The organism is Brevibacterium sp. AGC70 (assembly GCF_057334195.1).
On record NZ_JBHFIH010000001.1, the window covers coordinates 397,731 to 420,095 of the forward strand.

Here is a 22,365-nt window from a genome sequence, read left to right on the forward strand (position 1 = left end):
ATTGCTCATGCAGCCAACTAAGAAAGGGTCGACGTGGACTCTCTAGTCGTCATCATCTATCTCGCCGCCATGGTGGGGTTCGGAATCTGGGGCCGGTACAAGGCGAAGAATCAGGACGATTTCCTCGTCGCGGGCCGCCGCCTGGGCGGGTGGCTGTACACGGGCACGATGTCCGCGGTCGTCCTCGGCGGGGCCTCGACTATCGGCGGCGTCGGCCTCGGCTACACCTCGGGCCTGTCGGGGATGTGGCTGGTCTTCAGCATCGGCCTGGGCATCATCGCGCTCTCGCTGTTCTTCGCCCCGAGGATCCAGAAGCTGGAGATCTACACGGTCTCACAGATGCTGGAGCTGCGCTACGGAAAGGGCTCCCGCCTGGTCTCGGGCGCGATCATGACCGCCTACGGGCTGATGATCTCCACGACGTCGACGGTCGCCTATGCGACGATCTTCCACGCGCTCTTCGACATCAATAAGTTCTGGTCCGTGCTCATCGGTGGTGGAATCGTCATCCTCTACTCGATGCTCGGCGGAATGTGGTCGATCACGCTGACCGACTTCGTGCAGTTCTTCATCCAGACCATCGGCATCTTCCTCATCATGCTGCCGATCGTGTTGAGCAAGTCCGGTGGCATCGGAGAGCTGTTCTCATCGCTCCCGGCCGAGCAGACCAGCCCGGTGGGCATCGGCTGGCAGGCAATTCTCGGCTATATCCTCATCTACACTCTGGGACTGCTCATCGGACAGGACATCTGGCAGCGGGTGTTCACCGCGCGCAGCCCGGGGGTGGCCAGGTGGGGCGGTCTGTCGGCTGGCGTCTACTGCCTCCTCTACGCCGTGGCCGGTGCGCTCATCGGCATGGCCGCCACGAAGATCGTTCCCGGCATCGAAGTCCAGGACGATGTGTTCGTCGCCGTCGTCGATGCTGCAATGTCGCCCCTGCTGGGCGGATTAGTCCTCGCCGCGGCATTGGCAGCAATGATGTCGACAGCCTCCGGCTCGCTCATGGCGGCTGCGACAGTGTGCCGCCAGGACATCGTCGAGCCCCTGCTTGCTCGCAAGGACATCGTTCCGGTGACTGCTGAATCAGCCGGTGAGGCCGGGGAAGCCGGTGAGGCCGAGGAAGCCGGCGGAACCAGGGCAGCCGAGGCGGCCGGGGACACCAGCGGAGCCGGGACAGCTGAGGCAGCCAATTCGGTGCACGGCGACGTTTCTCCTCTCAGCTCCGGCGGGGCGACGAAGTCGACGCTCGTGAAATCGCTGGTCCGCGAAACCGGAGACGAAATCCGTGATTCTCGCATCTACCTCATCGGACTCGGCATCGTCACCCTCATCCTTGCGATGATCATGCCCAGTGTCGTCGAGGCGCTGACGGTCGCCTACAACCTGCTGGTGGCCGGACTCTTCATCCCCATCCTCGGTGGGCTGATCTTCAAACGCGGAAACATCATCGGCGTCATGGCGGGCATGATCCTGGGTTCGCTCACCACGATCGTCATCATGATCACGATGGGCATCTACTCGAACGAGGCCATCTACCTGGGCCTCATCGCATCACTGCTCGGCTACGTCATCGGCTCTCTGGTATCGAAGCCGACACCACCGGAGGTCATGGCCGCATGGAAGGAACGACTGAACAGGTAGCCGGCACCCAGCCACCAGCAACCCCACAGCTGGCTGCGCTGCGGAGCCGCCATCGAAAAACGCACGCTGCGTCGAATCTCTCATGTGCACGTGCGTTTTTCGACGCTAGTCCCGTTTCTCGGTGCAGCTGGCTCCATGTGGACCAGCAGAACTTGGACGACCGGCCCGCTTTCATCTATATTCGAATGGTCAGGCCGGTGCCAACGTCGAATCCGGTTGCTGCCGAAAAGCCGGTGCTCGAAAAAGGAGCGCGAAGCCGCGGGACCCGCGTGTGAGACATATATGGATCGTTCTCTTCCATATCTCTCATCCGCGAAAGGCCCCTGATGGCTCACACCTCGGCACACGTCGCTCACACTCTGGCCCACCACATCGATGAAGTCTTCGGACTCATGGGCAACGGCAACGCCTACTTCCTCGATGCTCTTCTGACCTCCACCTCGGCGACCTACACTGCCGTTCGGCACGAAGCCGGCGCCGTCGTTGCCGCCGATGCGCATTTCCGCACCTCCGGCAGAATCGCCGCGGCCACCACCACCTACGGCGCCGGGTTCACAAACACCCTCACTGCGCTGGCCGAAGCCGCGCAGGCCAAGGTTCCACTCGTCCTTGTCGTCGGTGACGAGCCAACGTCCGGTCCGCGTCCCTGGGACGTCGACCAGATCGCGATGGCCTCGGCGGTGGGCGTGCGCACCTATACCGTCGGGCGCGTCGATGCGGCGGCCGCGACTGTCACCGCAATCGAGCACGCGCTGACGTACCGAGTGCCCGTTGTCCTCGCGATCCCCTACGATGTCGCAACCCTCGACATCGGTGAGATTCCCTCGGTTCCGGGACCCGGACGACCCGCTCCCCTGGCGCCGTCGTCCGAGTTCTCGCAGACCTCGCTCGATCGTCTGACGGTTGCCCTCGCCGAGGCGGAACGACCGATCCTTCTGGCCGGCCGAGGTGCGTGGTTGGCAGGTGCAGAGGCCGAGCTCGGTGCCCTGGCAGAAGCCACAGGGGCGTTGACTACGACTACTGCCCTTGGCCGCAATGTCTTCCCAGATGCCGATTATGACCTCGGCGTGGCCGGAGGATTCGGTGCCCCTGAGGCCATGGAGCGAATCCGCGAGGCGGACATCGCCGTCGTCTTCGGGGCTTCGCTCAATCAGTTCACGATGCGATTCGGCGAGCTGTTCCACCCGTCGACAGCGGTCTGGCAGATCGACACCGATGATCGGGCCACGAATGCCCGGGTCGGCGGTTTCATCCGCAGCGATGTCAAGCTTGCTGCGGGCGAGTTGGTCACACGGCTGGAGGCCTCGGGTGCGGTAGCGAGCGGGTGGCGCGAGACCGTGGATACGGGTGCCGACCGGGCCTACGAAATGGGTACGGAGTTCGCCGAGGATGGTCGCCTGGACCCTCGTGCTGCCGCTGCACGACTCGGCGAGCTGATGCCAGAGGCCCGAGTCGTGGTCTCCGACGGCGGTCACTTCATCGCGTGGGCGAACATGTTCTGGGAGCCCAGCGCACCCGACCGTCTGGCGATGGTCGGCACGGCGTTCCAGTCGATCGGGCTCGGCTGGCACAGCGTTGCAGGGGCGGCACGCGCCAATCAGGATTCGACGATCGTTCTCACCACCGGCGACGGGGGCGGCGCCATGGCGCTGTCTGACCTCGATACCGCAATCCGTTCAGCCGGGGGCCGCGGCATGGCCGTCGTCTTCAATGACGCCGCCTATGGTGCAGAGGTGAATCTGTACGGACTCAAGGGCCTGAATAAGGCACCGATGCTCATCGATGAGATCGACTTCGCAGCGCTGGGCAGCGCCGCCGGAGGGCACGGTGTTGCCGTCCACTCGCTGGCCGACCTCGAAGTCATCAACGAATGGAAAGAGATTCCGGTCGACGAACGGAGGTTCCTGGTGCTCGACCTGCGGATCTCGGGTGCGGTCATTGCGCCGTATCAGGAGGAAGTCATCCGTGTGAACTCGTAGAGATCGGCGCTGACGTATCCAGGTCCTCGCCACTCAGACAATCAAATTGCCAGAGTCGTACAGTCCTGATCATTTGGTCGTACAGTCCTGATCATTTGTGTTCTGGAGGTCGGGGAGAGACGATTCCCTGGAACAAGGGTGCCGGGAACCAACAGAAAATGCCCTGGGTTCACAAGGAACCCAGGGCATTGAAGTGGAGATGGCGGGAATATCCAGCACCCCCGCCCTGACCAGGCATTATGCCCCATCAGTCGCATCTCCGGTCCGATTCTGGTCCGATGCTCGGTCCGGGTCGTCAGTCCTCGACACGCAGGTTCTCACAAATCTGAGGGAATCTCCACAGGCGAATGCCCTTAACCGCAACTACGTTGGCACACCTCCCATGCCGAAGCCAAGCCGCCTTGACGAATTAGAAGCTGGCGAGGCCAGGTTTCGCGTGCCAGCATAAGAGGAGCGGCCCCCGTGGACCCAGGTTTCTCAGGCCTGGCGGGAGCCGCTCGGAATTTTCACTCATGTCCCAGTTTACGGGTACTCCCGGCTCCGTGTCACCCGCGACACCAGCCAATGGCCCAACCCAGCGGGTACCCGTTGCCATGCGCTTCTCGGTTGCTGCCGAGGACGTACTTCGACGCTACGTGCGGGGGTATCGGAGGATTCACCGCACGCGAGTCCTGTACTGGGATTCGTGCCCGTGGTCGCCCTATCCATCCCGCTCTCGCCGCAGCCCCGTCACGGGGTCAACCGGTGCGCCGCGCCGCCGTCGCGATACGGCGGCGTCTCTGGCGATCATGGCGATGGAAGCGGACACGGAGCACGTCGAACTCTCCACGGTCACCGTCTCACCATCGCTCTCTGCGGGGTCGGGCACGACGTGGACCGCCATCACGCTCATCGCACTCGACTGCCTAGTTCGTGCCATCCGATACCTGCGCGGCCCGTGGGCGCGCCAGGTCGGAACGTTGACCGTTGTGATGTCGCAGCCGGGCACGCCTGCGTGGACCGCCCGGCCTCATCTCCACGATGTAATTGCCACGGGCATCGCGGAGCAGGTTCCCGCTCTCTGGCGCGATATCGCCACGTTCTTCGGCATCCGGACTAGTTCTGCGGACGTGGTTGTCAGACCACTCGACACCGGCGATGCCTCTGCCCTCACAGCCACGGCAATCTACATGGGGCAGGACGATGACGTCCTGCCCCCGCGTGAGACCGACGACTCGTGGACCCTGACGGCCGTTGCACGCCACGGTGCCGATTTGCTGCTGGCGGGTGACAACTCCGGACTCGACTGGCTGCACGCCTGGAGTGCCACGCAGGCGGCGATCACCGCGTCTGGGGTTACACCGGGCCTCGTCACGACCCGGTCGCTTCAGGCCGCCGCGCGGCATCTCGCGACTGAGATCAACGTCCCCGAGACGGCGGCCAGGTCGGAGATGGGCGCAGTCGTTGCCGCCATGCTGGCCCTGCGACCCTCCATCTGGTCATCGATGGACCAGCTCGCTCCCGCCCAGGTCATCCAGCGTCACCGCGCGGCCGAGGCACTCGCGTCACACCGCGCCCACGGCCTTCGCCGTGCCGCTCGATCGGGACCAGCCCGCAGAGTGGCCATCGCAGTCGCCTGCCGAGCACTCGCCCACGACCAGGAAGAACTCTCGTCGGAGTGGTGTGCACCAGACGAACGCAAGCGCGTCATGCCGCACCAGAGCTGGGCAAACGACCTTCACAAGGTCGAGGTGCGCCCGTGCGCTCGATCACCACCCTCGACGGCGAGACCTCAGCCGCACCTGCGAGGGGAGACTTGAACCCCCACGTCTGGCTCTCAGGTGTAGCCGGTGACCACCGAGGATGCCCCCGAACCCGCCTCTGACGCTCATACCGCGCCAAGGGCGGGTTCGAGGTGCGCCCAGACGAGCCACTACCCAAACTCTGGATAAATCAGTAACGTAGTAACCAGTAACATTCGTTTCCATGTAATGATCTGAGAGGTGTGTGGCATGGTCACCACGGATGAGGCACAGACACCGGAGGACCGAGCCGAGGCGGCGGCCCGCGAACTGGCGGACACTGGTCAACCGGTCACAGCGCGCGCGGTTCGCGCCACTGCGGGAGTCAGCATGGCCGTAGCGGCGACAACGGCGAAGGCGTGGAAGGAGGCAGAAGCGGAGACAGTGACGATGCCCGTCCCGCCAGTTCCGGGAGATGTGGCGGCTCGACTCTCGGCAATCTGGTCTGATGCCTACCGGGCGGCAATCGCGGCCGTCTCCCCGGAACGAGATCGGCTCGCGGCGGTGGTCTCCCAGCTCCAAGGGGAGGTCGAGGCACTGACCGCGACCGTGACCGAAGTAGAGGAAAGTGGGGATGCCGTCGCGGCTGATCTAGCGGCAGCACGGGAGGCAGCGAACGAGGCCGAGAATCGGGCAGACGCGGCATCGCGCGAGGCACGTGAAGCGGAGGCGAGGGCGGTAGCGGCGGAGGCTGAGCGCGCGCGAGTAGAAGCGACCCTCACGGCACTTATCGAACGCATCCCGAACGCTCAAGAGGGCCGGGCGTGAGCACCCGAGGTGGGGCAGTGCCGATCACTGAGAAGGCCGAGGATCGGACGCGGAAGTGGTCGCGCGCGGGCCGGATTGAGGCTCAGCGGCGCGCCGATCTGCGGAGGCGCGCCCGTCACCTGATGAGGAGCGCAGGTATGACGGATGAGGACATCGCCGTTGTCATCCAAAGCACCCCGGCAGGGGTGCGGAAGAGTTTCTACCGCGACGCAACGAAGAGCCGCAGCGAGGCCCCGCGAAACGTCGATGAAGACGGCCTCGAATGGGAGGACTGACAGCGACCGTTCCCGAGGCGCTGGACAGCGGGAAGAGTCGTCGCCAGCGACTCCCTAGATTTGGCGTCCGCGCACTGTAGCAGGCAGGAAAGCAAGTACGGCAAGGCTTGCAGTTAGCCCTGGCTTTTACCCTGCACTTAGCCCTGCGGCCCCGACCAGGGCACCGTCCACCTGACCGTCCAGTACGCTCCGCTGGACGGTCTCCAGGACACCCAGAGACGGCGAAGTCAGCGGGAAAACCGCGGAGACACCGCCGAGACCGAGGACAAGCCGATAGACAGCATCGGTGACGGTCGAGGACCTGAGTGTCCACACCGTCCAGGCAACCACAGTGGTTCTGTAAGTGGGTTCTGCCGGAGGCTCGTCGTTCCCGGTCGTGGATGCTGCGCTCGGCCACTGGCGGACCTCGCTTGTCCCGTCGATTTCGTCGGTGCGGGTCGGACTGGTGACGTGTGCGCGAGTGGGCCGGTGAGGTGCGTGCAGTTGAGGGAAGAAGTGTTCATTGGGCGCTGTGTGAGCTGGGTGCTCGTTGTGTTCGGAATGGCATGATCGCGCGTAGTCTCGTCCTGTCTCCGGCTGAGGTGCTTCTGCAATAGTGAACCGACTCCTTCATCTGTCCCTCGCGGGCCGTCTTCGTAACCTCCGCGGGCTTCAACCCTGCACCCACCGATTCGATCGGGCGAAGCCCTGCACCCCCGCTTGCCCAAATACCACGATGTTCCCGCTCGCAGCTCTCACGGAATACTTCGTCTATTACGTGAAGGATTTGACCTCGCAGAGCGCACGCCCCCACACACAGATCACCTTCGAACGGCCCTCATACGTAGACTGCTATTGGGACGACTTTGAAAGATGAGCCACTGATACGAGAGGGGAGAGCAAGGTCTATCACGTTCTCGAACTCCACGTCACTGCCATCTACAGCCGGAAAGCTGGTTGCTTGATTAGATGCATTTTCCCGAACGAAGGAAAAAACAGCATCGACGACATCCGGAGAGATCCTTTGAAGAAGCTTATTTCGATGGAGCACGGGCACGTCAGCCTGAAGTGAGGACGTTACTTTACCCAAAACCGAGAATTCGCCATCTAGAATGCGATCCTCGTCGTCTACAACAAAATGGGCGTTATCGCAGATAGTAATGGCTGTCACGTCCGAGATATCTCCATAGAACTCCCTCGTCTTCTCGGCACGGAAATCTACACGAGCCGCTTCAGCTATCGTTCGCGCCAAACTGGCACGCATCTCCGCCTTGGCCGCAGTCTTTTCGACAAACGCCCTCCGCTCCTCGAATCCAGGGTATGCATCATATAACTTGACCGCTTCAGCTTTAACCTGATGCTCTACGATGGCTGCAACAAGACTCGGCGTCACTATGTCTAAAAGAGCGTGCAACTCGTTTGGTCTGAAGGAAGCTCTGAATTCGACGAAGTCGCCACTTGCCAACTGGCTAGCGTCACTCGCGTTTTCTATTGGTTTCAGCAATCCCCTAGAAATCAGCTCATTACGCACTTGCGACAGATAATAGGCCTGCGAGTACTTGAAATTTTGAACCGTCTTGCTATTTGCGGCCCACCCTGACTGATCGTTAGCGGCGACATCACCATCAACTTTAAGCCCCACATGTCCGACACCGGGCGCTTTCAAACCGGCTTCCACCGCGGCACCCCCGCCTCCACTCGTTGCTGACGTGCTATTGTCTTCTCTTCCACTTTCAGTGCTGAGATCCGTAACAACCGGTGCCGAGAACAGTTGCTGAAGTAATCCGGCAACGTGCTCCGAGTTCTGATATATCGAGATTGTGGGCATTACCGCGTTGTCGATCGACTTGTTGTTCACAGAAACCTTCCTTCCGAGCCTTGGAGACCTACCTCCGCAGCTCTCCCATATGTACGTTCAGGGAACGAAGCGCGTAAGCGATATTTGCCACCTCTTTGTCAGATCCTGAATTTCGACTACTACCTTCTTGCGGAGCAGGCATCGCTTCACCCCACGCTTCGGTATTGAGGACGTACGCTTCCGAATACTCATTTCCGTCCGGACCCTTATAAGAAACACTGACATCGGCAGAGGAAGGCGCACCTTCCAACAAACCCCGTGATCGATCATCTCTTCGCCAGACGATTCTCATCCCAGCAGAAGGAGGCAGGGTGACTGATCGATCCAGGAAGTTCTTGAGCGGAGCAACAACCCTATCGTCGTCGCTCAAGGGTCGAAGCTCACCGACTGAAATGTGCACGTCGTGCGCTATAGAGGCACCCATATTCTTGATTCGAAGGTCCCATGCCCCGTGACCTTGAAGTCCAGGAACAATCTCCAGAAAGACGTATGGTCGCGTTTGGCGCGCCGAGTCATCTTTAAGATGTTCCAGCTGACTCCCAGCGTTCGTCAACGTTCTATGAGCCACTATCGCAAGTGCACCCGTCCCTACCGCCGTAGCGACTGAACCTATTGCGGTTATCCAGTCCAGCATCGAAGCATCCATGCTCCAAGTGTCCGGCTGCGACTCCCTAAGGACCATGAAGACGCGGGAGATAAATGGTCACGGTTTAATGACAATCACTCATCCGTGACGCGAGTCGACACAGTTTCAACAACGATTCGCACGAAGACTATGACTCTCCGATCTCCAGATCGTATGGAAACGCGTCGAGCACCGGGCCACACCAACGGACGGCCAGGATCTCACCCGAAGACACGAATCGCACTGACCTACGATTTTTACGTCAGCGGACTGGCTCAATCCACGTCCCCGGAGGCTCGTGGTCAGAGCAAAGCTCATCGATGATCGAGGACAAGGGCAGCTCCAGGGCATGCATAACGGCATGTATCGTGTCGAGGCGCGCAACCTTGTGCGCCTGCTCCAAGTTAATGAGTGACTTCCGGGAGACTCCTGAGGCCTCTGCGAGCGCGTCGAGACTGAGCCCGCGCCTTCGCCTCGCGGCGGCTACCGCAACTCCAAAGGCTCTGAGGTCGGGGGGTGGAACAAGACTCACCCCAGCTGGAAACTCCACGCACCCAACTCTGCCGAAGGGCAATGGAGTGCACAGTCCCCTAAAGTGCCCTATTGTGGACTACATCATCACACTTCCAGAATAAGGACAAGTAGGCATGGCAACACGCGTGACAACCCCTCTTCCCGCGGCGAAGCTAAGACCCTCATCGTTAGAGTGGAACAACTGATGGCGTCGATGGCTCCCCTCGCAGCTGGTGGCGGAGTCCTGCTCGCGACCTTCTTTGGCGCGGGCAAGCGCTACATGCGGATCGCGGCAGAGGAAGCGCAATGGGTCAATGCCGAAATCAGGCACGACCTCGAATCGCTGAGGATGACCGGCCAACTGGAGAACCGCCCACCTTCCAGACCAATGCAGCCGAGGAAGCCCGTCAACGCTTTCCTCATCATCGGCGGGACCTACGCCGCCAGCGCCTTCGTCAGCTTCATCTTGTGGTTCATCTTGCTGTTCTTCGTGTTCAACGCAATGCAGAACTCGGTAGACAGCACCCAACCGGCGGGCGCAACCGCGCTTGGCAGCATGATGTTCGCGGGCATGATCGCAGTCGTGCTCGGCCTGTTCGGCATTGTGGTCCCTGGCATCCCCCTCGTATTTTTCTTCGCCTTCCGAGAGAACACGAAGCGCGCACGGGAGGAGGTTGCGTCCGAGTTCTACCGCCCCTACTGGGAAGCACGCACCCGGCAGATGCACGCCCTCACCACGGTTCGCCCAACCGAAGGGTCCGTTCCACCCGCAGCAATCGCAGCAGCCGAACTTGAGCTGTTCGTAGTTACCGACGCTGAGAGCGCGACCGTCCGCTGAACGCCCGAGCGAATCACCCGAGAGGAACCCATGAAACTCAGATCACTCGCCCTCGCTGGAATCGCGCTCACTGCGCTCGCCCTGTCCGCTTGCGGCGGTACGAGCGAGTGGGAAGGCTCCTTCTCAGTCGCCAACGGCGACTCATCTTTCTATATCGGGAACCAGCACCGCTCCGACACCGTCACCGTCAAGTGCAGTGAGAAGGGCGGAGCATCACCGCCACGATCAGCGAGTCCGAGACCGGGAGCGAGTTCACGACGACTCAGCCCGACGAGGGCAGTGGCCCTGCTGGCGGCACCCTCAAGATGGGCGACAGCGGCGAGGAGTTCACGTGGGAGGTTAGCGCCAACGGCGACGAGGAGCACCCCTTCGAGAACGCCCAGCAGACCGGCTCGCCCGTCAACTGGACCACTACCGGGATGTTGTCCTTTGGCACCGGTCTGCGTCAGTCGACTACGAAGAGCGACCAGGGAGAGGCTCGCGTCCAGATTCCCGGCCAGGTGGACTGCACCCCCAACAACTGAGCACCAAGTATCCCCGCGACCTCAAGAACGAAAACACCGCACCGTTACACCGCCGGGCTATCAGAACAAGGACCGAGAACACACGCCCAGAAGCACGGAGGAGCAACGGCGCGCTAGAGAAGGTTTCCAGAGGTCAACAGCCTCAGGTAGGATTCCTTACAGCCAGCGGGGCTGGTTAGGCTCGGAGCCGAGCTTTCACGCGGAAACGCGTTTGAGGCCATGTACACCAAAGTAGATGGTTGTGGGAACGTACTTTCTCCTCGGCCCAGCCGCCCCCGCTGCGGAGGAAATATGCTTCAGATCACAGAAGACCACTTGATTTCTGAATGCCAGAAACTCATTAAGAAGCATGAACGCTACATGAGAGAACTCCGCAAAGAAGATGTCAGACGCAGGCGAAGAGGAACGCACCCATCCGTCGGACGCATTCGGCGCCCTAGTTACTGGAGCGTCAGCAGAGGATTCGACCCCTACTACGTTCGTTCGAATGCTAGCTCAATAACATACGCGGTCAATCGAGCCCTGAAGCTCGGCGACTACTCTCCACGCCCCCCGGTTGCCCACGAGGTACCGAAAGCAGGCGGAGGAACTAGAACTGTCTCGATTTTTCAAATCGTAGATTCGGTAGTCTCGCGCGAAGTCTTCAAGTCATTATCCATTAAGAACAGATCGTTGCTTAGCGCTCGGTCCTACGCCTACCGGGACGATCTATCCGCTCACGATGCAATCCAGTACATTGCAAGTGAATTTCAAACGAACGATCGACTGTATATTGCGGAGTACGATTTCTCGAACTACTTCGACTCGATCAGCCACTCATATATACGATCTACTCTCAAAGAGAATCATTTTCTCGTAACCAAGCACGAGAATCGCGTTATAGATTCCTTCCTTGCAGCACATTTAGTAAATGAAATTGACTACAATACGACAGTAGGATCAGAAAACCGAACAGTTGGAATACCCCAAGGTACGTCGCTGTCCTTGTTTCTTGCTAATGCCGCTGCCTGGCGCATTGACAGATACCTTGAGAGGATCGGCGTTAGTTTTGCGCGGTATGCTGACGACACACTCATCTGGTCGCGTAACTACGGCCAAATAAGCGCAGCGGTCAACATCCTGAAGAGCGAAAGCACTTTGCTCGGAGCCCAGCTGAACCGAAAAAAATCCAAAGGAATTCGACTCTTTGTGCCTGCAGGAGAGACGTCTGAGATCCGAAGTACCGACACTATAGACTTCGTCGGCTATCGGTTTTTCCGGGGATCGATCGGACTGAACAGCTCGGTTGAAGGGAGAATCAAGAAACGCATCCAAGATCTAGTGTGGTCCAACTTACTCCAGCCTCTACAGCAAGGCACTTTTAAACCAGACCGAGTTTCTCCGCCTATCGACAGAGACTATATCGTCCTATTGATGCAAATTCGACGCTACCTGTACGGGAATTACTCGGAGAACAAGGTTCGAGAACTTGAACGGGGTTCGGTCAAGCGTGTCCGATTTCCGGGCGTGCTTTCTTACTTCCCATTGGCGACTGATCAATCACAAATGATAGCGCTCGATGGATGGCTGTCTGGCACTCTACATCAGGCGCTAAAGAAGCGTTCGGAGTTGCTAACTGATTTAGGAATTAACCGCCACCCTCACCCACATGGCCTATCCAAGAAAAAGCTAGTTGGAGCAATGGGAACAACAACACGAGGTGACGTGGTCGATCTTAGAATCCCCTCCATAAAACGATTCCTTTCGATCCTGAATAGATCCGCAGAAGCATACGGCGCTAATATAATTGGCCGGGGCGTCGGTACCGAACAGTACCAGTATTCTATAGGCCCGGATTTAACTTAGTGAGGTGCGCATATTATGGCGCATTGCCAGCCCCGGAACCGGATCAGCTCCGTTTTCGTGGCTGGCAAAACACTTACTAACAGGCCATTCGGTCGGCGATGGCACGTTGCCTTTCACCTGTGCTGTGCTGGTAGCGCATCGCGATGTCGGGTGAACGGTGTCCGGCGATGTCCATCAACTCTCGCGTGGTGGCTCCGGCGTGCGCGGCCCAGGTCAGAGCCGTGTGGCGCATGCTATGCGGAGTGAATCCCGTCATCTCGGCGTCGCTCGCTGCACTGGCAAACGCATCTCCGAGGCTGTTCGGATGGATGGTCCCAGTGGCGCACCGGCCAGGGAACATGGGGCTGTCTGCGGTCGCCCCGTCCGCGAACTCGGCCATGTGCTCGCGCAGGATGGCCACCATGAATGTGGGCAGGCCGACTGTGCGAACTGAACCGTACTTAGGCAGCGCGAAAGTCATCGACCGCCGCTCCCCCGGCCCTCGCGGCGCAGTTCGCTCTTCCTCCGTAACGACCTGCCTCCTCACATGCAGCAGCCTGGCATCCAAGTCGAAATCACCCACTTGAAGGCCAACGATCTCGGCGCGGCGTAGCCCGCACCAAAGCCCCACCCACACGGCGAGGCGCAGCCGCGTCGGCATCGACGCAGCTAGGTGCTCCGCCTCTGATCGTGTGAGCACTCGCGCTTCGACACGTACCGGACGGTGCCTATCAGCTCCTTGCACCTGGACAGGAGTGGCAACGCAGACACGAGCCTTCACCGCAGCGGCGTACATGGCTCGCAAGGTCATGTAGACCGGCCTCGGCACACCTGCCGTCGTCGAGTCAGAGAGCCGTTCGTACCAGTGATCAACATCGTCGGCGGTGATTCCGCCAAGCGGCCGGTCTCCAAAGGCGGGCAGGATGTGTCGCCGGAGACGAGCGCGATGGTCACGGAGCGTTCGAGGTGCCCAGCGCCGAGACCCCGCAGCAAGCCAGCGTTCAGCCCATTCCGCCACCGTGACCGAGCGACGTTCCTCTTCAGCTCGCCGCCCGGCGGCATCTCGACGTTCCTCGGCAGGGCTAAGCCATGTGCGGGCGTCAATCCGGTCCTCAATTCTATTCAGCTCTCGCTGTGCCGCTCGTCGGCTCGCGAATCGACCCGCCGAGTACCGCTTTCCATCCGGACCGGTGTACCTCGCCCGGTATCGTCCGGACTCGCCCGTGATGCTTCCAAATGATCGTGCAGACATGTGCTCACCTCCGCCGGTCCTCAGACGGTCCGCAAGCGGTCCGGAGGATACCGGCAATAATCGAACTACGTTGGCATAGTTGAGGTTGAGAACCCAAACCGAGTTCTCGGCACATCTGCGCGTACACAGAGAAAAGACCCCGCCAGGCACAAGGCCTGACGGGGTCTAGTCTAATCGAACAGTGGAGATGGCGGGAATCGAACCCGCGTCCGTCGGCAGATTGTCAGGACTTCTCCGGGCGCAGTTCGTGAAGTAGTTTCTTAGGTTCTGGCCCTCACACGAACATGTGGACCAACGAACGGAGTTGAGTAAAAGTCCCTCAGATACCCTCAACAAATATCTGAAGCAGTGGCTCCCTAAGCGACGCCAGGACCTAGAGTGGAAGCAACTCTAGACTGACGGATTCGCAGCTCGGCCTAATCAGGCAGCGAGGGCGAAATCGGTGCGGTTATTAGACTTAGCACCTATTGTTTTGCAGAGGACATTAACGAGATGACTCTACATTCTCGGCCCGCTTCTCCCGTCGCAGTGTCCGACGTCGAAACCGATCATCCCCATATTCTTTTACCAAATCTGCCCAGCTCATCCACCTGCGCAAACAGGCTCACGCGCCGACCAGAATAACCAGCATACTCCCACAACACCACACGACCCAATTGCATTCCCGAGGACGGGAATTCAGTCAGATCTTCGGTGTCAGAGGAACTGCTTGGACTTGATCGCCCGCTCAGCCTCACGCTTGTCCTGCGCTTCACGCAGGGCCTGACGCTTGTCCCATTCGCGCTTGCCCTTGGCCAACGCGATCTCGACCTTGACTCGCGATCCGTCGAAGTACAGCTCCAGCGGAATGAGGGTGCGCCCGGACTCCTTGACCTTCTGCGACAGCCGGAGAATCTCCTCGCGGTGCAACAGCAGCTTCCGACGTCGGCGAGCAGTGTGGTTCGTCCATGTCCCCTGTGCGTACTCGGGAATGTAGACGCCCTCAAGCCACGCTTCGTTCTGGAAGATCAGCGCAAACCCGTCGGTCAGCGACGCCCTGCCCTCTCGCAGTGACTTCACTTCGGTTCCGCTCAGCACGAGACCGGCCTCCCACGTATCTTCGATGAGATAGTCGTGGCGCGCCTTGCGGTTCCTCGCGATGACTTTCTTGCCAGTTTCCTTCGGCATGACCGGCCTCCTTCCTCTGTCTCGGATCAGTGTGTCCGGCCGCGGCTATCAGTCCCAGGAGACTGCTCAACCGCGTAGACACGCAGACCGACTATTCTATCTCAATGATATCGCGTACGAAAGGCCATGGTGCCGACTGCCGAAGGGTCGCCTCGGCGAGGCCGCGCTCAATCGGCTGGGGTCAGGAGATGTAGGGCATCGGATCGACGTATCCGCCGTTCTTCATGACCTCGAAGTGCAGGTGGCAGCCCGTGGATGCGCCGGTCGTACCCGAATCCGAGATGACCTGGCCCTTCTTCACCTTCTGCCCATCGTGGACCTTGAGGTCCGTGTTGTGGTTGTACGTCGAGGCGATCGAGTCGCCCTTGATCTTTCCGTGGGAGATGACGACGCGGTTGCCGTAGCCGCCTGTCCACCCCGAGGTTACGACGATGCCGTCGCCGGCGGCCTTGATCGGGGTGCCGCAGGGGACGCCGAAGTCGGTGCCCGAGTGCAGCTTCTTCGCACCGGTGATCGGGTGGATGCGGTAGCCGAAAGGCGAGGTGATGGGATAGCCCTCGGCCGGATTGGCCAGCATTCCGTCGCCATAGACGAACTTGCCCTTCTTCTCCTGCTCCTTCTCCCACTCGCGAACCTTCTTCGCCAGCCGGTCCTGCTCGTCCTGTTCCTTCTGCAGCTGTTCCTCGGTCGTGGCTTTGTTGTCAGAGATCGTCTTCTCCGCATCGTCCTTCGCGGAGATGATGTCGTTGAGACTGTCGGACTTCTTCTTCGCGTCGATCTGTGCGGCCTCTTTGGCCAGCACCGCCTCGGCGGCTTCGTCTTTGAGGTCCGAAATCTCATCGGTGACACCCGAGAGGCGCTCTTCGTTGTTCTTGTTGACCGCTCGCTGCTCGGAGAGGTTGTCGATCGTGCGCTGCTGTGATCGGACGGCGGAGTCCACGCGCCCGATTCCACCGTCGGCGCTTGTCCCCTCGGCCATCTGCAGCAGCATCGCCAGGTCAGAGGTGATGCCCGAGTTCTGATATGCCTGACGGCCGATGCGCGCGGCCGAGGTCCTGTGCTTGTCGATCTCCTCCGCGCCGTCCTTGATCGAGGTCTTGAGATCCGACTGCGCATTCTCCGCCGAGGTGAGTCGAGCAGCCATGGCGTCATCCGTCTCAATGGCCTCACCTAGAGCATCGTCGGCCTTCTTCGACGCGGCCTCAGCGTCGGGCAGCTTCTCTTCCGCCGCGTCGCGTTCGGCGATGACTCGGGCCAGGTCCTCGTCAAGTCCCTCGAACTCCTGCTGGAGCTCCTTGACCCGGTCATCGACCTTGCTCTTGTCATCGCGGGGATCGGCCCCCGCCGCGCTCACGGGCAGGATGACAGCCAGCACCGCTGCCGTCACCGCTAAGCCGAGTCTGCGTTTCATGTCAGACCTTCGTGTACTTATTCAAAGTGATCAGGGATGACGCACCGGCCATGATCACACCGATGGCAATGAGAATCGGGGCAACGATGAGGACGTTGACTCCGGAGATCAGACTGAAGCCCGTCGCCTGCCCTTCCAGCCAGCCGCTGACGCCGAAGTGGACGAGGAGCCCCAGCGCACCGGCGGACAGGGTCGCACCGATCGCCGAGGCGATGACACCTTCGAGCAGGAACGGGAGCTGGATGAATGTGTTCGACGCACCCACCAGGCGCATGATTCCGGTCTCGCGCCTCCTTGAGAACGCGGAGAGTCGGATGGTCGTGGCGATGAGCAGCATGGCGCACAGCAGCATGATTCCGGCAATCGCGACCGCGACGACGGTGGCGATATTGAGGACGCTGAACAGGCGATCGAGGAGCTGGTTCTGGTCAACGACCTCCTCGACGCCCTGGGTCGAGGAGAACGATTCTTTGATGATGTCGTACTTCTCGGCGTCCTGGAGTTTGACCCTGAACGACTCGTTCATCTCGTCTTCGGGAACGGTGCCTTCGAGGCTGGTTCCCTTGAACTGGTCCTGGAAGTGTTCGAAGGCCTCACCCTTGTCTTCGAAGTAGACCTCGTCGACGTAGGGGGCAAGCTCTGAGCTGTTGAGCTGATCTTCGATGTTCTTCTTCTGCGTATCGGTGACTTCACCTTCGACGCAGTTGGTGGCTTCGGAGTCGGGTGGGCACAGGAAGACGGAGACCTGGACGCGGTCGTACCAGTAGTCCTTCATCTGCCCCACCTGCATCTGCAGCAAGATCGCGGCGCCGACGAAGAGCAGGGACACAAAGGTCACGAGCACCACGGACAGGACCATGGACACGTTCTTGCGCAGCCCTGACCAGACCTCGGAGAGGATGAATCCGGCCCTCATGAGGCGACTCCGTACGTGCCCTCTTCGACGTCGCGGACGATTGTCCCCTCGGAGAGTTCGATGACTCGTTTTCGCATCCGGTTGACGATCTCTCCGTCGTGAGTGGCCATGAGCACTGTGGTGCCGTTGCGGTTGATCTTCTCAAGCACCGACATGATGTCGGCGCTGGTGGTCGGGTCGAGGTTGCCTGTGGGCTCATCGGCGAGCAGGATACCCGGCTTGTTGACGACGGCACGGGCAATGGCCACGCGCTGCTGCTCACCGCCGGAGAGTTCGTTGGGGTAGCGCTTCTCTTTGCCAGCCAGTCCAACGGTCTCGAGCACATCGGGGACCAGGGTCGACATTGACGCCCGAGACTTGCCGATGACCTGGAGGGCGAAGGCGACGTTGGCGAAGACGGTCTTGTTCGGCAGCAGGCGGAAGTCCTGGAAGACTGTGCCGATCCCCCGCCGCAGGTAGGGCACCTTCCAGCTGGGCATCTTCACGACCGACTTTCCGGCGATGTGGATGCGCCCGGTGCTGGGGACCTCTTCGCGCAGGATGAGGCGGATGACCGTGGACTTACCCGAGCCCGAAGCACCGACGAGGAACACGAATTCTCCACGCTCGGCCTCGAACGAGATGTCGTCGAGTGCTCTGCGGGAGCGTGCGTCGTAGGACTTCGAAACTGAGTCGAATTTGATCAAGAGGGTCTTCAATCATGTCGCGGATGGCTCGGCCGCTTCCACTGTACGTAACAGCTCCATCATGTTCCGGGAGGCTTAAGGGCGTGTGTTGCGCATTGGAGGAAGTTCACAGCCGCCGAGGCGGTGCATCTGCTGGACACTGTGTCATCCAGACCTGCCGCCCACCCCTTCGGAGGCCCCATGTTTTCCGCTTGCCTGAGTTCTGTGGAATTATGATGGCTTGAGGAACAGACACGGAGAAGTGGTTATATGACAGACGAGGCCGGGACTAGACGAGGCAAGCCCCGCCCCAGCATCAAGGACGTCGCCGCCCTGGCCGGAGTCTCATGGCGCACCGTCTCCAACGTCATCCACGGACATCGCTACCTGCGGCCGGAAACTAAGGCAAAGGTTGAGGATGCGATTGCCGAACTGGGATACAAACCCCAGATGGCGGCTCGGCAATTGCGCAGTGGGCGCAGCGATGTCATCACACTCGCAATCCCGTACATCGACCACCCCTATTTCGCCAGCCTGGCACACGCCGTCGTTGAGGCGGCCAAGGCATATGAATACACAGTATTGATCGACGAGACACGCGGCCTGCCTGACAAGGAAGAACAGGTTGCTCGCGGTTACCAGAGCATCCAGACGGACGGCATCATCTTCAGCCCCCTGACGCTGCCTGTCGACTCAATTCTGGCTGCGCGCGACGACACACCGCTCGTCTTGCTCGGGGAGCACACGCTCGATCCCAGAATCGACCATGTCACCGCCGACAATGTCGAATCGACCCGCGAAGCGACCGAACACCTCATTTCACTCGGGCACCGCCGAATCGCCTTCCTCGGCTACCTCACCGAAGGTACCCTCGGCACCGGAGATCTGCGATTCGAAGGCTACCGCCGTGCCCTCGCCACCGCTGACATAGACGAGAACCCAGAGCTGATCATCGGCGCCGCTCCACAGGCCGATCTGGCCGAAGCAGTCGGCGCAGAAAGCGACTACTCCCGCGAGGAGGGCTACTCCCGTGCTCAGCAGATTCTGCTCCTGCACCAGACAACTCAGATCGATGCAGTTGTATGCGCGAACGATCTTCTGGCCATCGGCCTGCTTCGTGCGCTCAGGGAAGCCGATGTGAAGGTACCGAGCGACATCGCTGTCACCGGCTGGGACAACACCCCGGAAGGCGGATATTCCGCCCCAACGCTCACGACAGTTGCGCCCGACATGAATGCAATCGCGCGGTTCGCCGTTGAAGCAGTGCATAAGCGCATCCAGGGCTCCTCGGTAGCTCCGGTCGGCCGCGTAGCACCTCACCGCCTGATGATCCGCGAATCGACAGCGGGCGCTGCGAGCTAAGCACTCACGCCCCAGATCGGGACCCTGTGCTTCTCACACGGATCGGCTCTGCCCGTCTGATAGTGACTGATTTCGCGACCTCACTGACACCGTTCGTCAGCAGCAGCTCTCCCCATCTTCGATACTTCTGCCCATTTATTTCCACGTTGCAATACGCGCGTTGGTCTGCTTAGATCTTCATACAGAGCACCTTTGTTGGGGCCCATCGCCTCTCCGGCTGTGCTCAAATCTGCACGCCTGGCTTCACAACAGTGAATCGCCTCGTGTGGAAAGTGAACGGCACCCCCGCCGAACAGCGCGTCAGAAGTCAGAGCCTTCTGATGCCCGGAATGACCAAGGAAGCTCATGCCTGTGAACAGCACCGCCAACCCGATCAAGCAGCGCGATCTCGAGAAGCCTGGCTTCGTCGAGAAACTCGGCTATGGAATGGCCGGTGGAGCCAATAACGTCGTCTGGACCGGGATTTCAACCTTCCTCGTGTATTTCTACACCGACGTCGTCGGCGTCGCCGCGGGGCTGATCGGCACCATCTTCCTCTTCTCTCGACTCGTCGACGGGGCGAGTGATGTGGTGATGGGCGTCGTCCTCGACAAAACGCGCACTCGCTTCGGCAAGGCTCGACCGTGGCTCCTATGGATGGCACTGCCATTTGCAGTCGTCGCCACGGCACTCTTCGCGGTCCCCGACGCCAGCACAACCACCCAGATCATCTACATCATCATCACCTACAACATTGCACTCCTCGTCTACACAGCTGTGGAGATCCCCCACGGCACGCTTGGCGCGCTGATGACCTACGACCAGCACCAGCGCTCGGTGCTCAACGTAGCGAAGATGGTCGGCGCCTATGTCGCCATCATCGCAATCACGAACATCACGCTGCCGATCGTCGACTTCTTCGGCGGAGGCCAGTCCGGCTGGATCTACGCATTCATCCTCTTCGGGCTCATCGCCGCGGCCACGTATTTCTTCACGTTCTGGTCCACGAAGGAACGCACGGATCCTGTCGGCACCAAACAGGACAAGGACCGCCCAACCGTCAAAGCCAGTCTGATCTCGCTGGTGCGCAACAAATACTGGTTCATCGCGACCCTCGTCCTGCTGCTGATGTACATCTACAATGCGATCACCGCCGGAGTCGCGATCTACTACTCCGAGTATGTACTCGGATCGCCTGCGCTGGTCGGGCTTGTCGCCACTGCGCTCACCCTTGCCACTTTGGGCGGCATGCTCATCGTCGTGCCCATCACTCGTCGATTCGGCAAGCGCAACACCGCGATCGTCGGCTGCCTGATCGCCGTCGTCGGGTCCCTGATCATCTTCTTAGTACCCGACAGCACTGCCGTCGTCGTCATCGGACAGGTCGTCCGGGGAATCGGCAAAGCCGCGATCATGGGCGTCATCTTCGCCATGCTCGCCGACACCATGGAATACGGCGAATGGAAGACAGGCGTCCGCATCGAAGGGCTTATCTACAGCGGGGCGAGCATGGGGATCAAGGTCGGCACCGGCCTGGGAAGCGCCCTCATCGGCTGGGGACTCGCGGCAAGTGGGTATGCAGGAGACCAGGCAACACAGTCTGCGGAATCGGTGACGATGATCTCGAATCTCTTCATCTGGGTGCCGTCGCTCGTCAGCATTCTCATGGCAGTGCTCCTCTACTTCTTCAAGCTCGACAAACAGTATCCGCAGATCCTCAAGGAGCTCCAGGAGATGAAGAGCGCGAAGGCCTGATACTCGACCTTCGAGACCTCCCTGCCTGCACCAGAGCGCTGTCTGCAACAGCCCCGAGTCGAGCCACGACCCCCAGTCGAACCACACGCACCGCACCACGATTGAACCAGAGCAAGGGATACACATGGAGAAAGAACTGCACGAGCCCGTCGACATGTGCCTCAGTGACGGCACACTCAACGAAACGGCCGTCGGATGGAGTCGGTTCCCGCTGCACAGGGCTAACCTCAAGGGCTGGGGCCGTCGGAAGAGATTCGACTACTGGTGCATCGTATCGCCGGAGATGATCCTCGCCTTCTCCATTTCGGATACAGACTACAAGTCCGCTACGTCCCTGTTCTTCCTCGACAGAACAACACAGACGGAGACGACAGCAGGCAGCATGGACTGGTTCAGGTCCAATCCGACCTCACGTGCACCATGGGGCACTCAGCCGATCCACTCCGGCAAGAAGGACATCGACATCTCGGTCACGCCCGGTGATCAGGCGATGATAATCAACGTCGCGACAGCACATGTGAACGCCGAGGTGGAAGTGAGCATTCCAGATGATCATCAGTCGATGGGCGTCCTGGTTCCGTGGAGCAAACGGCGTTTCCAGTACACCCGCAAGGACAATTGCCTGACCGCGAGCGGACGTGTTCGAGCCAATGGTGTCACCTACCTGCTGGATGAGAAGACGACGACGGCGACCATGGACCACGGGCGCGGGAAATGGCCATACGAAACCCTATGGAACTGGGCCTCAGGCAGCGGTATGACGAACGGTGAGGAAATCGGCCTGCAGTTCGGTGCCAAGTGGACTGCAGGAACCCCATCGACAGAGAATGCGCTGCGCCTGGGCGGTCAGATCGAGAAGATCAGCGAAGAGCTCGAGTGGACGTATGACACCGAGAATTGGATGGCCCCCTGGACGATCAAGGGCGAACGAGTCGACCTGCAGTTCACCCCCGAATATCATCGCCATTCCGAATTCGACAAGAAGGTCGTCAGCAGCCGAGAGGATCAGGCCTTCGGCTACTTCTCTGGCACGGTATGGTCACTCAGCGGTCGTGCGTACCCGGTTGAGAAGGTCTTCGGCTGGGCTGAAGAAGTTCACCGCCGCTGGTGAAGCTGCCCATCCCGGGCAGATGAGTGTGGGGGGGGGGGGGGGGGGGGGGGGGGGGGGGGGGGGGGGGGGGGGGGGGGGGGGGGGGGGGGGGGGGGGGGGGGGGGGGGGGGGGGGGGGGGGGGGGGGGGGGGGGGGGGGGGGG

At 60.5% G+C, this 22,365-nt stretch carries 18 protein-coding genes and 1 other RNA gene; 11 read left to right on the forward strand and 8 right to left on the reverse strand.

Annotated elements, in window-relative coordinates:
* Positions 1 to 33 precede the first annotated feature (33 nt).
* The 5 genes from ACE03M_RS01800 (at position 34) to ACE03M_RS01820 (ending at position 6,444) form a co-directional block, all read left to right on the forward strand.
* Positions 34 to 1,641: a sodium:solute symporter family protein gene (locus tag ACE03M_RS01800; protein ID WP_485932428.1), complete on the forward strand. Its 1,608-nt coding sequence runs from the start codon at positions 34 to 36 to the stop codon at positions 1,639 to 1,641.
* A gap of 326 nt (positions 1,642 to 1,967) precedes the next feature.
* Positions 1,968 to 3,620, forward strand: coding sequence for a thiamine pyrophosphate-binding protein (locus ACE03M_RS01805; protein ID WP_485932430.1), 1,653 nt, complete (start codon positions 1,968 to 1,970; stop codon positions 3,618 to 3,620).
* Between the two features lie 512 nt (positions 3,621 to 4,132).
* Positions 4,133 to 5,419 carry a hypothetical protein gene (locus ACE03M_RS01810; RefSeq protein ID WP_485932431.1) on the forward strand — a complete coding sequence of 429 codons (1,287 nt, stop codon included), beginning with the start codon at positions 4,133 to 4,135 and terminating at the stop codon, positions 5,417 to 5,419.
* Between the two features lie 192 nt (positions 5,420 to 5,611).
* Positions 5,612 to 6,169 (forward strand): DNA-binding protein, encoded by a 558-nt coding sequence (locus ACE03M_RS01815; RefSeq protein ID WP_485932433.1) that lies wholly within the window; start codon positions 5,612 to 5,614, stop codon positions 6,167 to 6,169.
* Between the two features lie 17 nt (positions 6,170 to 6,186).
* Positions 6,187 to 6,444, forward strand: coding sequence for a hypothetical protein (locus ACE03M_RS01820; protein ID WP_485932435.1), 258 nt, complete (start codon positions 6,187 to 6,189; stop codon positions 6,442 to 6,444).
* Between the two features lie 817 nt (positions 6,445 to 7,261).
* Here ACE03M_RS01820 and ACE03M_RS01825 read toward each other — a convergent pair.
* A complete protein-coding gene (locus ACE03M_RS01825) occupies positions 7,262 to 8,281 on the reverse strand; it encodes a DUF6414 family protein (RefSeq protein WP_485932437.1) in 1,020 nt (339 codons plus the stop codon).
* An 887-nt stretch (positions 8,282 to 9,168) separates the two neighbouring features.
* Positions 9,169 to 9,456, reverse strand: a complete 288-nt coding sequence (locus ACE03M_RS01830) for a helix-turn-helix domain-containing protein (protein WP_485932439.1) — start codon at positions 9,454 to 9,456, stop codon at positions 9,169 to 9,171.
* 177 nt (positions 9,457 to 9,633) lie between these two features.
* On the opposite strand from ACE03M_RS01830, the gene ACE03M_RS01835 reads away from it, so the two are divergent.
* The 3 genes from ACE03M_RS01835 (at position 9,634) to ACE03M_RS01845 (ending at position 12,626) form a co-directional block, all read left to right on the forward strand.
* Positions 9,634 to 10,257 carry a hypothetical protein gene (locus ACE03M_RS01835; RefSeq protein WP_485932441.1) on the forward strand — a complete coding sequence of 208 codons (624 nt, stop codon included), beginning with the start codon at positions 9,634 to 9,636 and terminating at the stop codon, positions 10,255 to 10,257.
* A 305-nt stretch (positions 10,258 to 10,562) separates the two neighbouring features.
* A complete protein-coding gene (locus ACE03M_RS01840; RefSeq protein ID WP_485932443.1) occupies positions 10,563 to 10,781 on the forward strand; it encodes a hypothetical protein in 219 nt (72 codons plus the stop codon).
* 291 nt (positions 10,782 to 11,072) lie between these two features.
* Positions 11,073 to 12,626: a reverse transcriptase domain-containing protein gene (locus ACE03M_RS01845; protein ID WP_485932445.1), complete on the forward strand. Its 1,554-nt coding sequence runs from the start codon at positions 11,073 to 11,075 to the stop codon at positions 12,624 to 12,626.
* Between the two features lie 76 nt (positions 12,627 to 12,702).
* On the opposite strand, the gene ACE03M_RS01850 is transcribed toward ACE03M_RS01845, so the two are convergent.
* The 6 genes from ACE03M_RS01850 to ftsE form a co-directional block, all read right to left on the reverse strand.
* On the reverse strand, positions 12,703 to 13,857 hold the full coding sequence (locus ACE03M_RS01850) for a tyrosine-type recombinase/integrase (RefSeq protein WP_485932447.1): 1,155 nt from the start codon (positions 13,855 to 13,857) through the stop codon (positions 12,703 to 12,705).
* A 179-nt stretch (positions 13,858 to 14,036) separates the two neighbouring features.
* Positions 14,037 to 14,413: a transfer-messenger RNA gene (gene ssrA / locus ACE03M_RS01855) on the reverse strand.
* A gap of 140 nt (positions 14,414 to 14,553) precedes the next feature.
* On the reverse strand, positions 14,554 to 15,024 hold the full coding sequence (gene smpB / locus ACE03M_RS01860; protein ID WP_198396913.1) for an SsrA-binding protein SmpB: 471 nt from the start codon (positions 15,022 to 15,024) through the stop codon (positions 14,554 to 14,556).
* Positions 15,025 to 15,205: 181 nt separating this feature from the next.
* Positions 15,206 to 16,435 (reverse strand): peptidoglycan DD-metalloendopeptidase family protein, encoded by a 1,230-nt coding sequence (locus ACE03M_RS01865; RefSeq protein WP_485932450.1) that lies wholly within the window; start codon positions 16,433 to 16,435, stop codon positions 15,206 to 15,208.
* 1 nt (position 16,436) lies between these two features.
* Positions 16,437 to 17,351 carry a permease-like cell division protein FtsX gene (ftsX, locus tag ACE03M_RS01870; protein WP_485932452.1) on the reverse strand — a complete coding sequence of 305 codons (915 nt, stop codon included), beginning with the start codon at positions 17,349 to 17,351 and terminating at the stop codon, positions 16,437 to 16,439.
* Positions 17,348 to 18,037 (reverse strand): cell division ATP-binding protein FtsE, encoded by a 690-nt coding sequence (gene ftsE, locus ACE03M_RS01875; RefSeq protein WP_143923458.1) that lies wholly within the window; start codon positions 18,035 to 18,037, stop codon positions 17,348 to 17,350. The genes ftsX and ftsE overlap by 4 nt, the downstream gene beginning before the upstream one ends.
* Before the next feature lie 249 nt (positions 18,038 to 18,286).
* Between ftsE and ACE03M_RS01880 the strand changes: the two genes are divergently transcribed.
* The 3 genes from ACE03M_RS01880 to ACE03M_RS01890 all read left to right on the forward strand — a co-directional run bounded on the left by ACE03M_RS01880 (position 18,287) and on the right by ACE03M_RS01890 (position 22,223).
* Positions 18,287 to 19,378, forward strand: coding sequence for a LacI family DNA-binding transcriptional regulator (locus tag ACE03M_RS01880; RefSeq protein WP_485932454.1), 1,092 nt, complete (start codon positions 18,287 to 18,289; stop codon positions 19,376 to 19,378).
* Between the two features lie 345 nt (positions 19,379 to 19,723).
* Positions 19,724 to 21,112, forward strand: a complete 1,389-nt coding sequence (locus tag ACE03M_RS01885) for an MFS transporter (RefSeq protein WP_143923460.1) — start codon at positions 19,724 to 19,726, stop codon at positions 21,110 to 21,112.
* A gap of 124 nt (positions 21,113 to 21,236) precedes the next feature.
* Positions 21,237 to 22,223: a DUF2804 domain-containing protein gene (locus ACE03M_RS01890; RefSeq protein WP_485932457.1), complete on the forward strand. Its 987-nt coding sequence runs from the start codon at positions 21,237 to 21,239 to the stop codon at positions 22,221 to 22,223.
* Positions 22,224 to 22,365: the final 142 nt, after the last annotated feature.

Excerpts from the sequence above, each read along its gene's own strand:
- ACE03M_RS01805 (WP_485932430.1), top strand. The coding sequence starts at position 1,968 with ATGGCTCACACCTCGGCACACGTCGCTCACACTCTGGCCCACCACATC.
- ACE03M_RS01810 (WP_485932431.1), top strand. The coding sequence starts at position 4,133 with ATGTCCCAGTTTACGGGTACTCCCGGCTCCGTGTCACCCGCGACACCA.
- ACE03M_RS01815 (WP_485932433.1), top strand. The coding sequence starts at position 5,612 with ATGGTCACCACGGATGAGGCACAGACACCGGAGGACCGAGCCGAGGCG.
- ACE03M_RS01835 (WP_485932441.1), top strand. The coding sequence starts at position 9,634 with ATGGCTCCCCTCGCAGCTGGTGGCGGAGTCCTGCTCGCGACCTTCTTT.
- ACE03M_RS01840 (WP_485932443.1), top strand. The coding sequence starts at position 10,563 with ATGGGCGACAGCGGCGAGGAGTTCACGTGGGAGGTTAGCGCCAACGGC.
- ACE03M_RS01845 (WP_485932445.1), top strand. The coding sequence starts at position 11,073 with ATGCTTCAGATCACAGAAGACCACTTGATTTCTGAATGCCAGAAACTC.
- ACE03M_RS01850 (WP_485932447.1), bottom strand. The coding sequence starts at position 13,857 with ATGTCTGCACGATCATTTGGAAGCATCACGGGCGAGTCCGGACGATAC.
- smpB (WP_198396913.1), bottom strand. The coding sequence starts at position 15,024 with ATGCCGAAGGAAACTGGCAAGAAAGTCATCGCGAGGAACCGCAAGGCG.
- ACE03M_RS01865 (WP_485932450.1), bottom strand. The coding sequence starts at position 16,435 with ATGAAACGCAGACTCGGCTTAGCGGTGACGGCAGCGGTGCTGGCTGTC.
- ftsX (WP_485932452.1), bottom strand. The coding sequence starts at position 17,351 with ATGAGGGCCGGATTCATCCTCTCCGAGGTCTGGTCAGGGCTGCGCAAG.
- ACE03M_RS01880 (WP_485932454.1), top strand. The coding sequence starts at position 18,287 with ATGACAGACGAGGCCGGGACTAGACGAGGCAAGCCCCGCCCCAGCATC.
- ACE03M_RS01885 (WP_143923460.1), top strand. The coding sequence starts at position 19,724 with ATGCCTGTGAACAGCACCGCCAACCCGATCAAGCAGCGCGATCTCGAG.
- ACE03M_RS01890 (WP_485932457.1), top strand. The coding sequence starts at position 21,237 with ATGGAGAAAGAACTGCACGAGCCCGTCGACATGTGCCTCAGTGACGGC.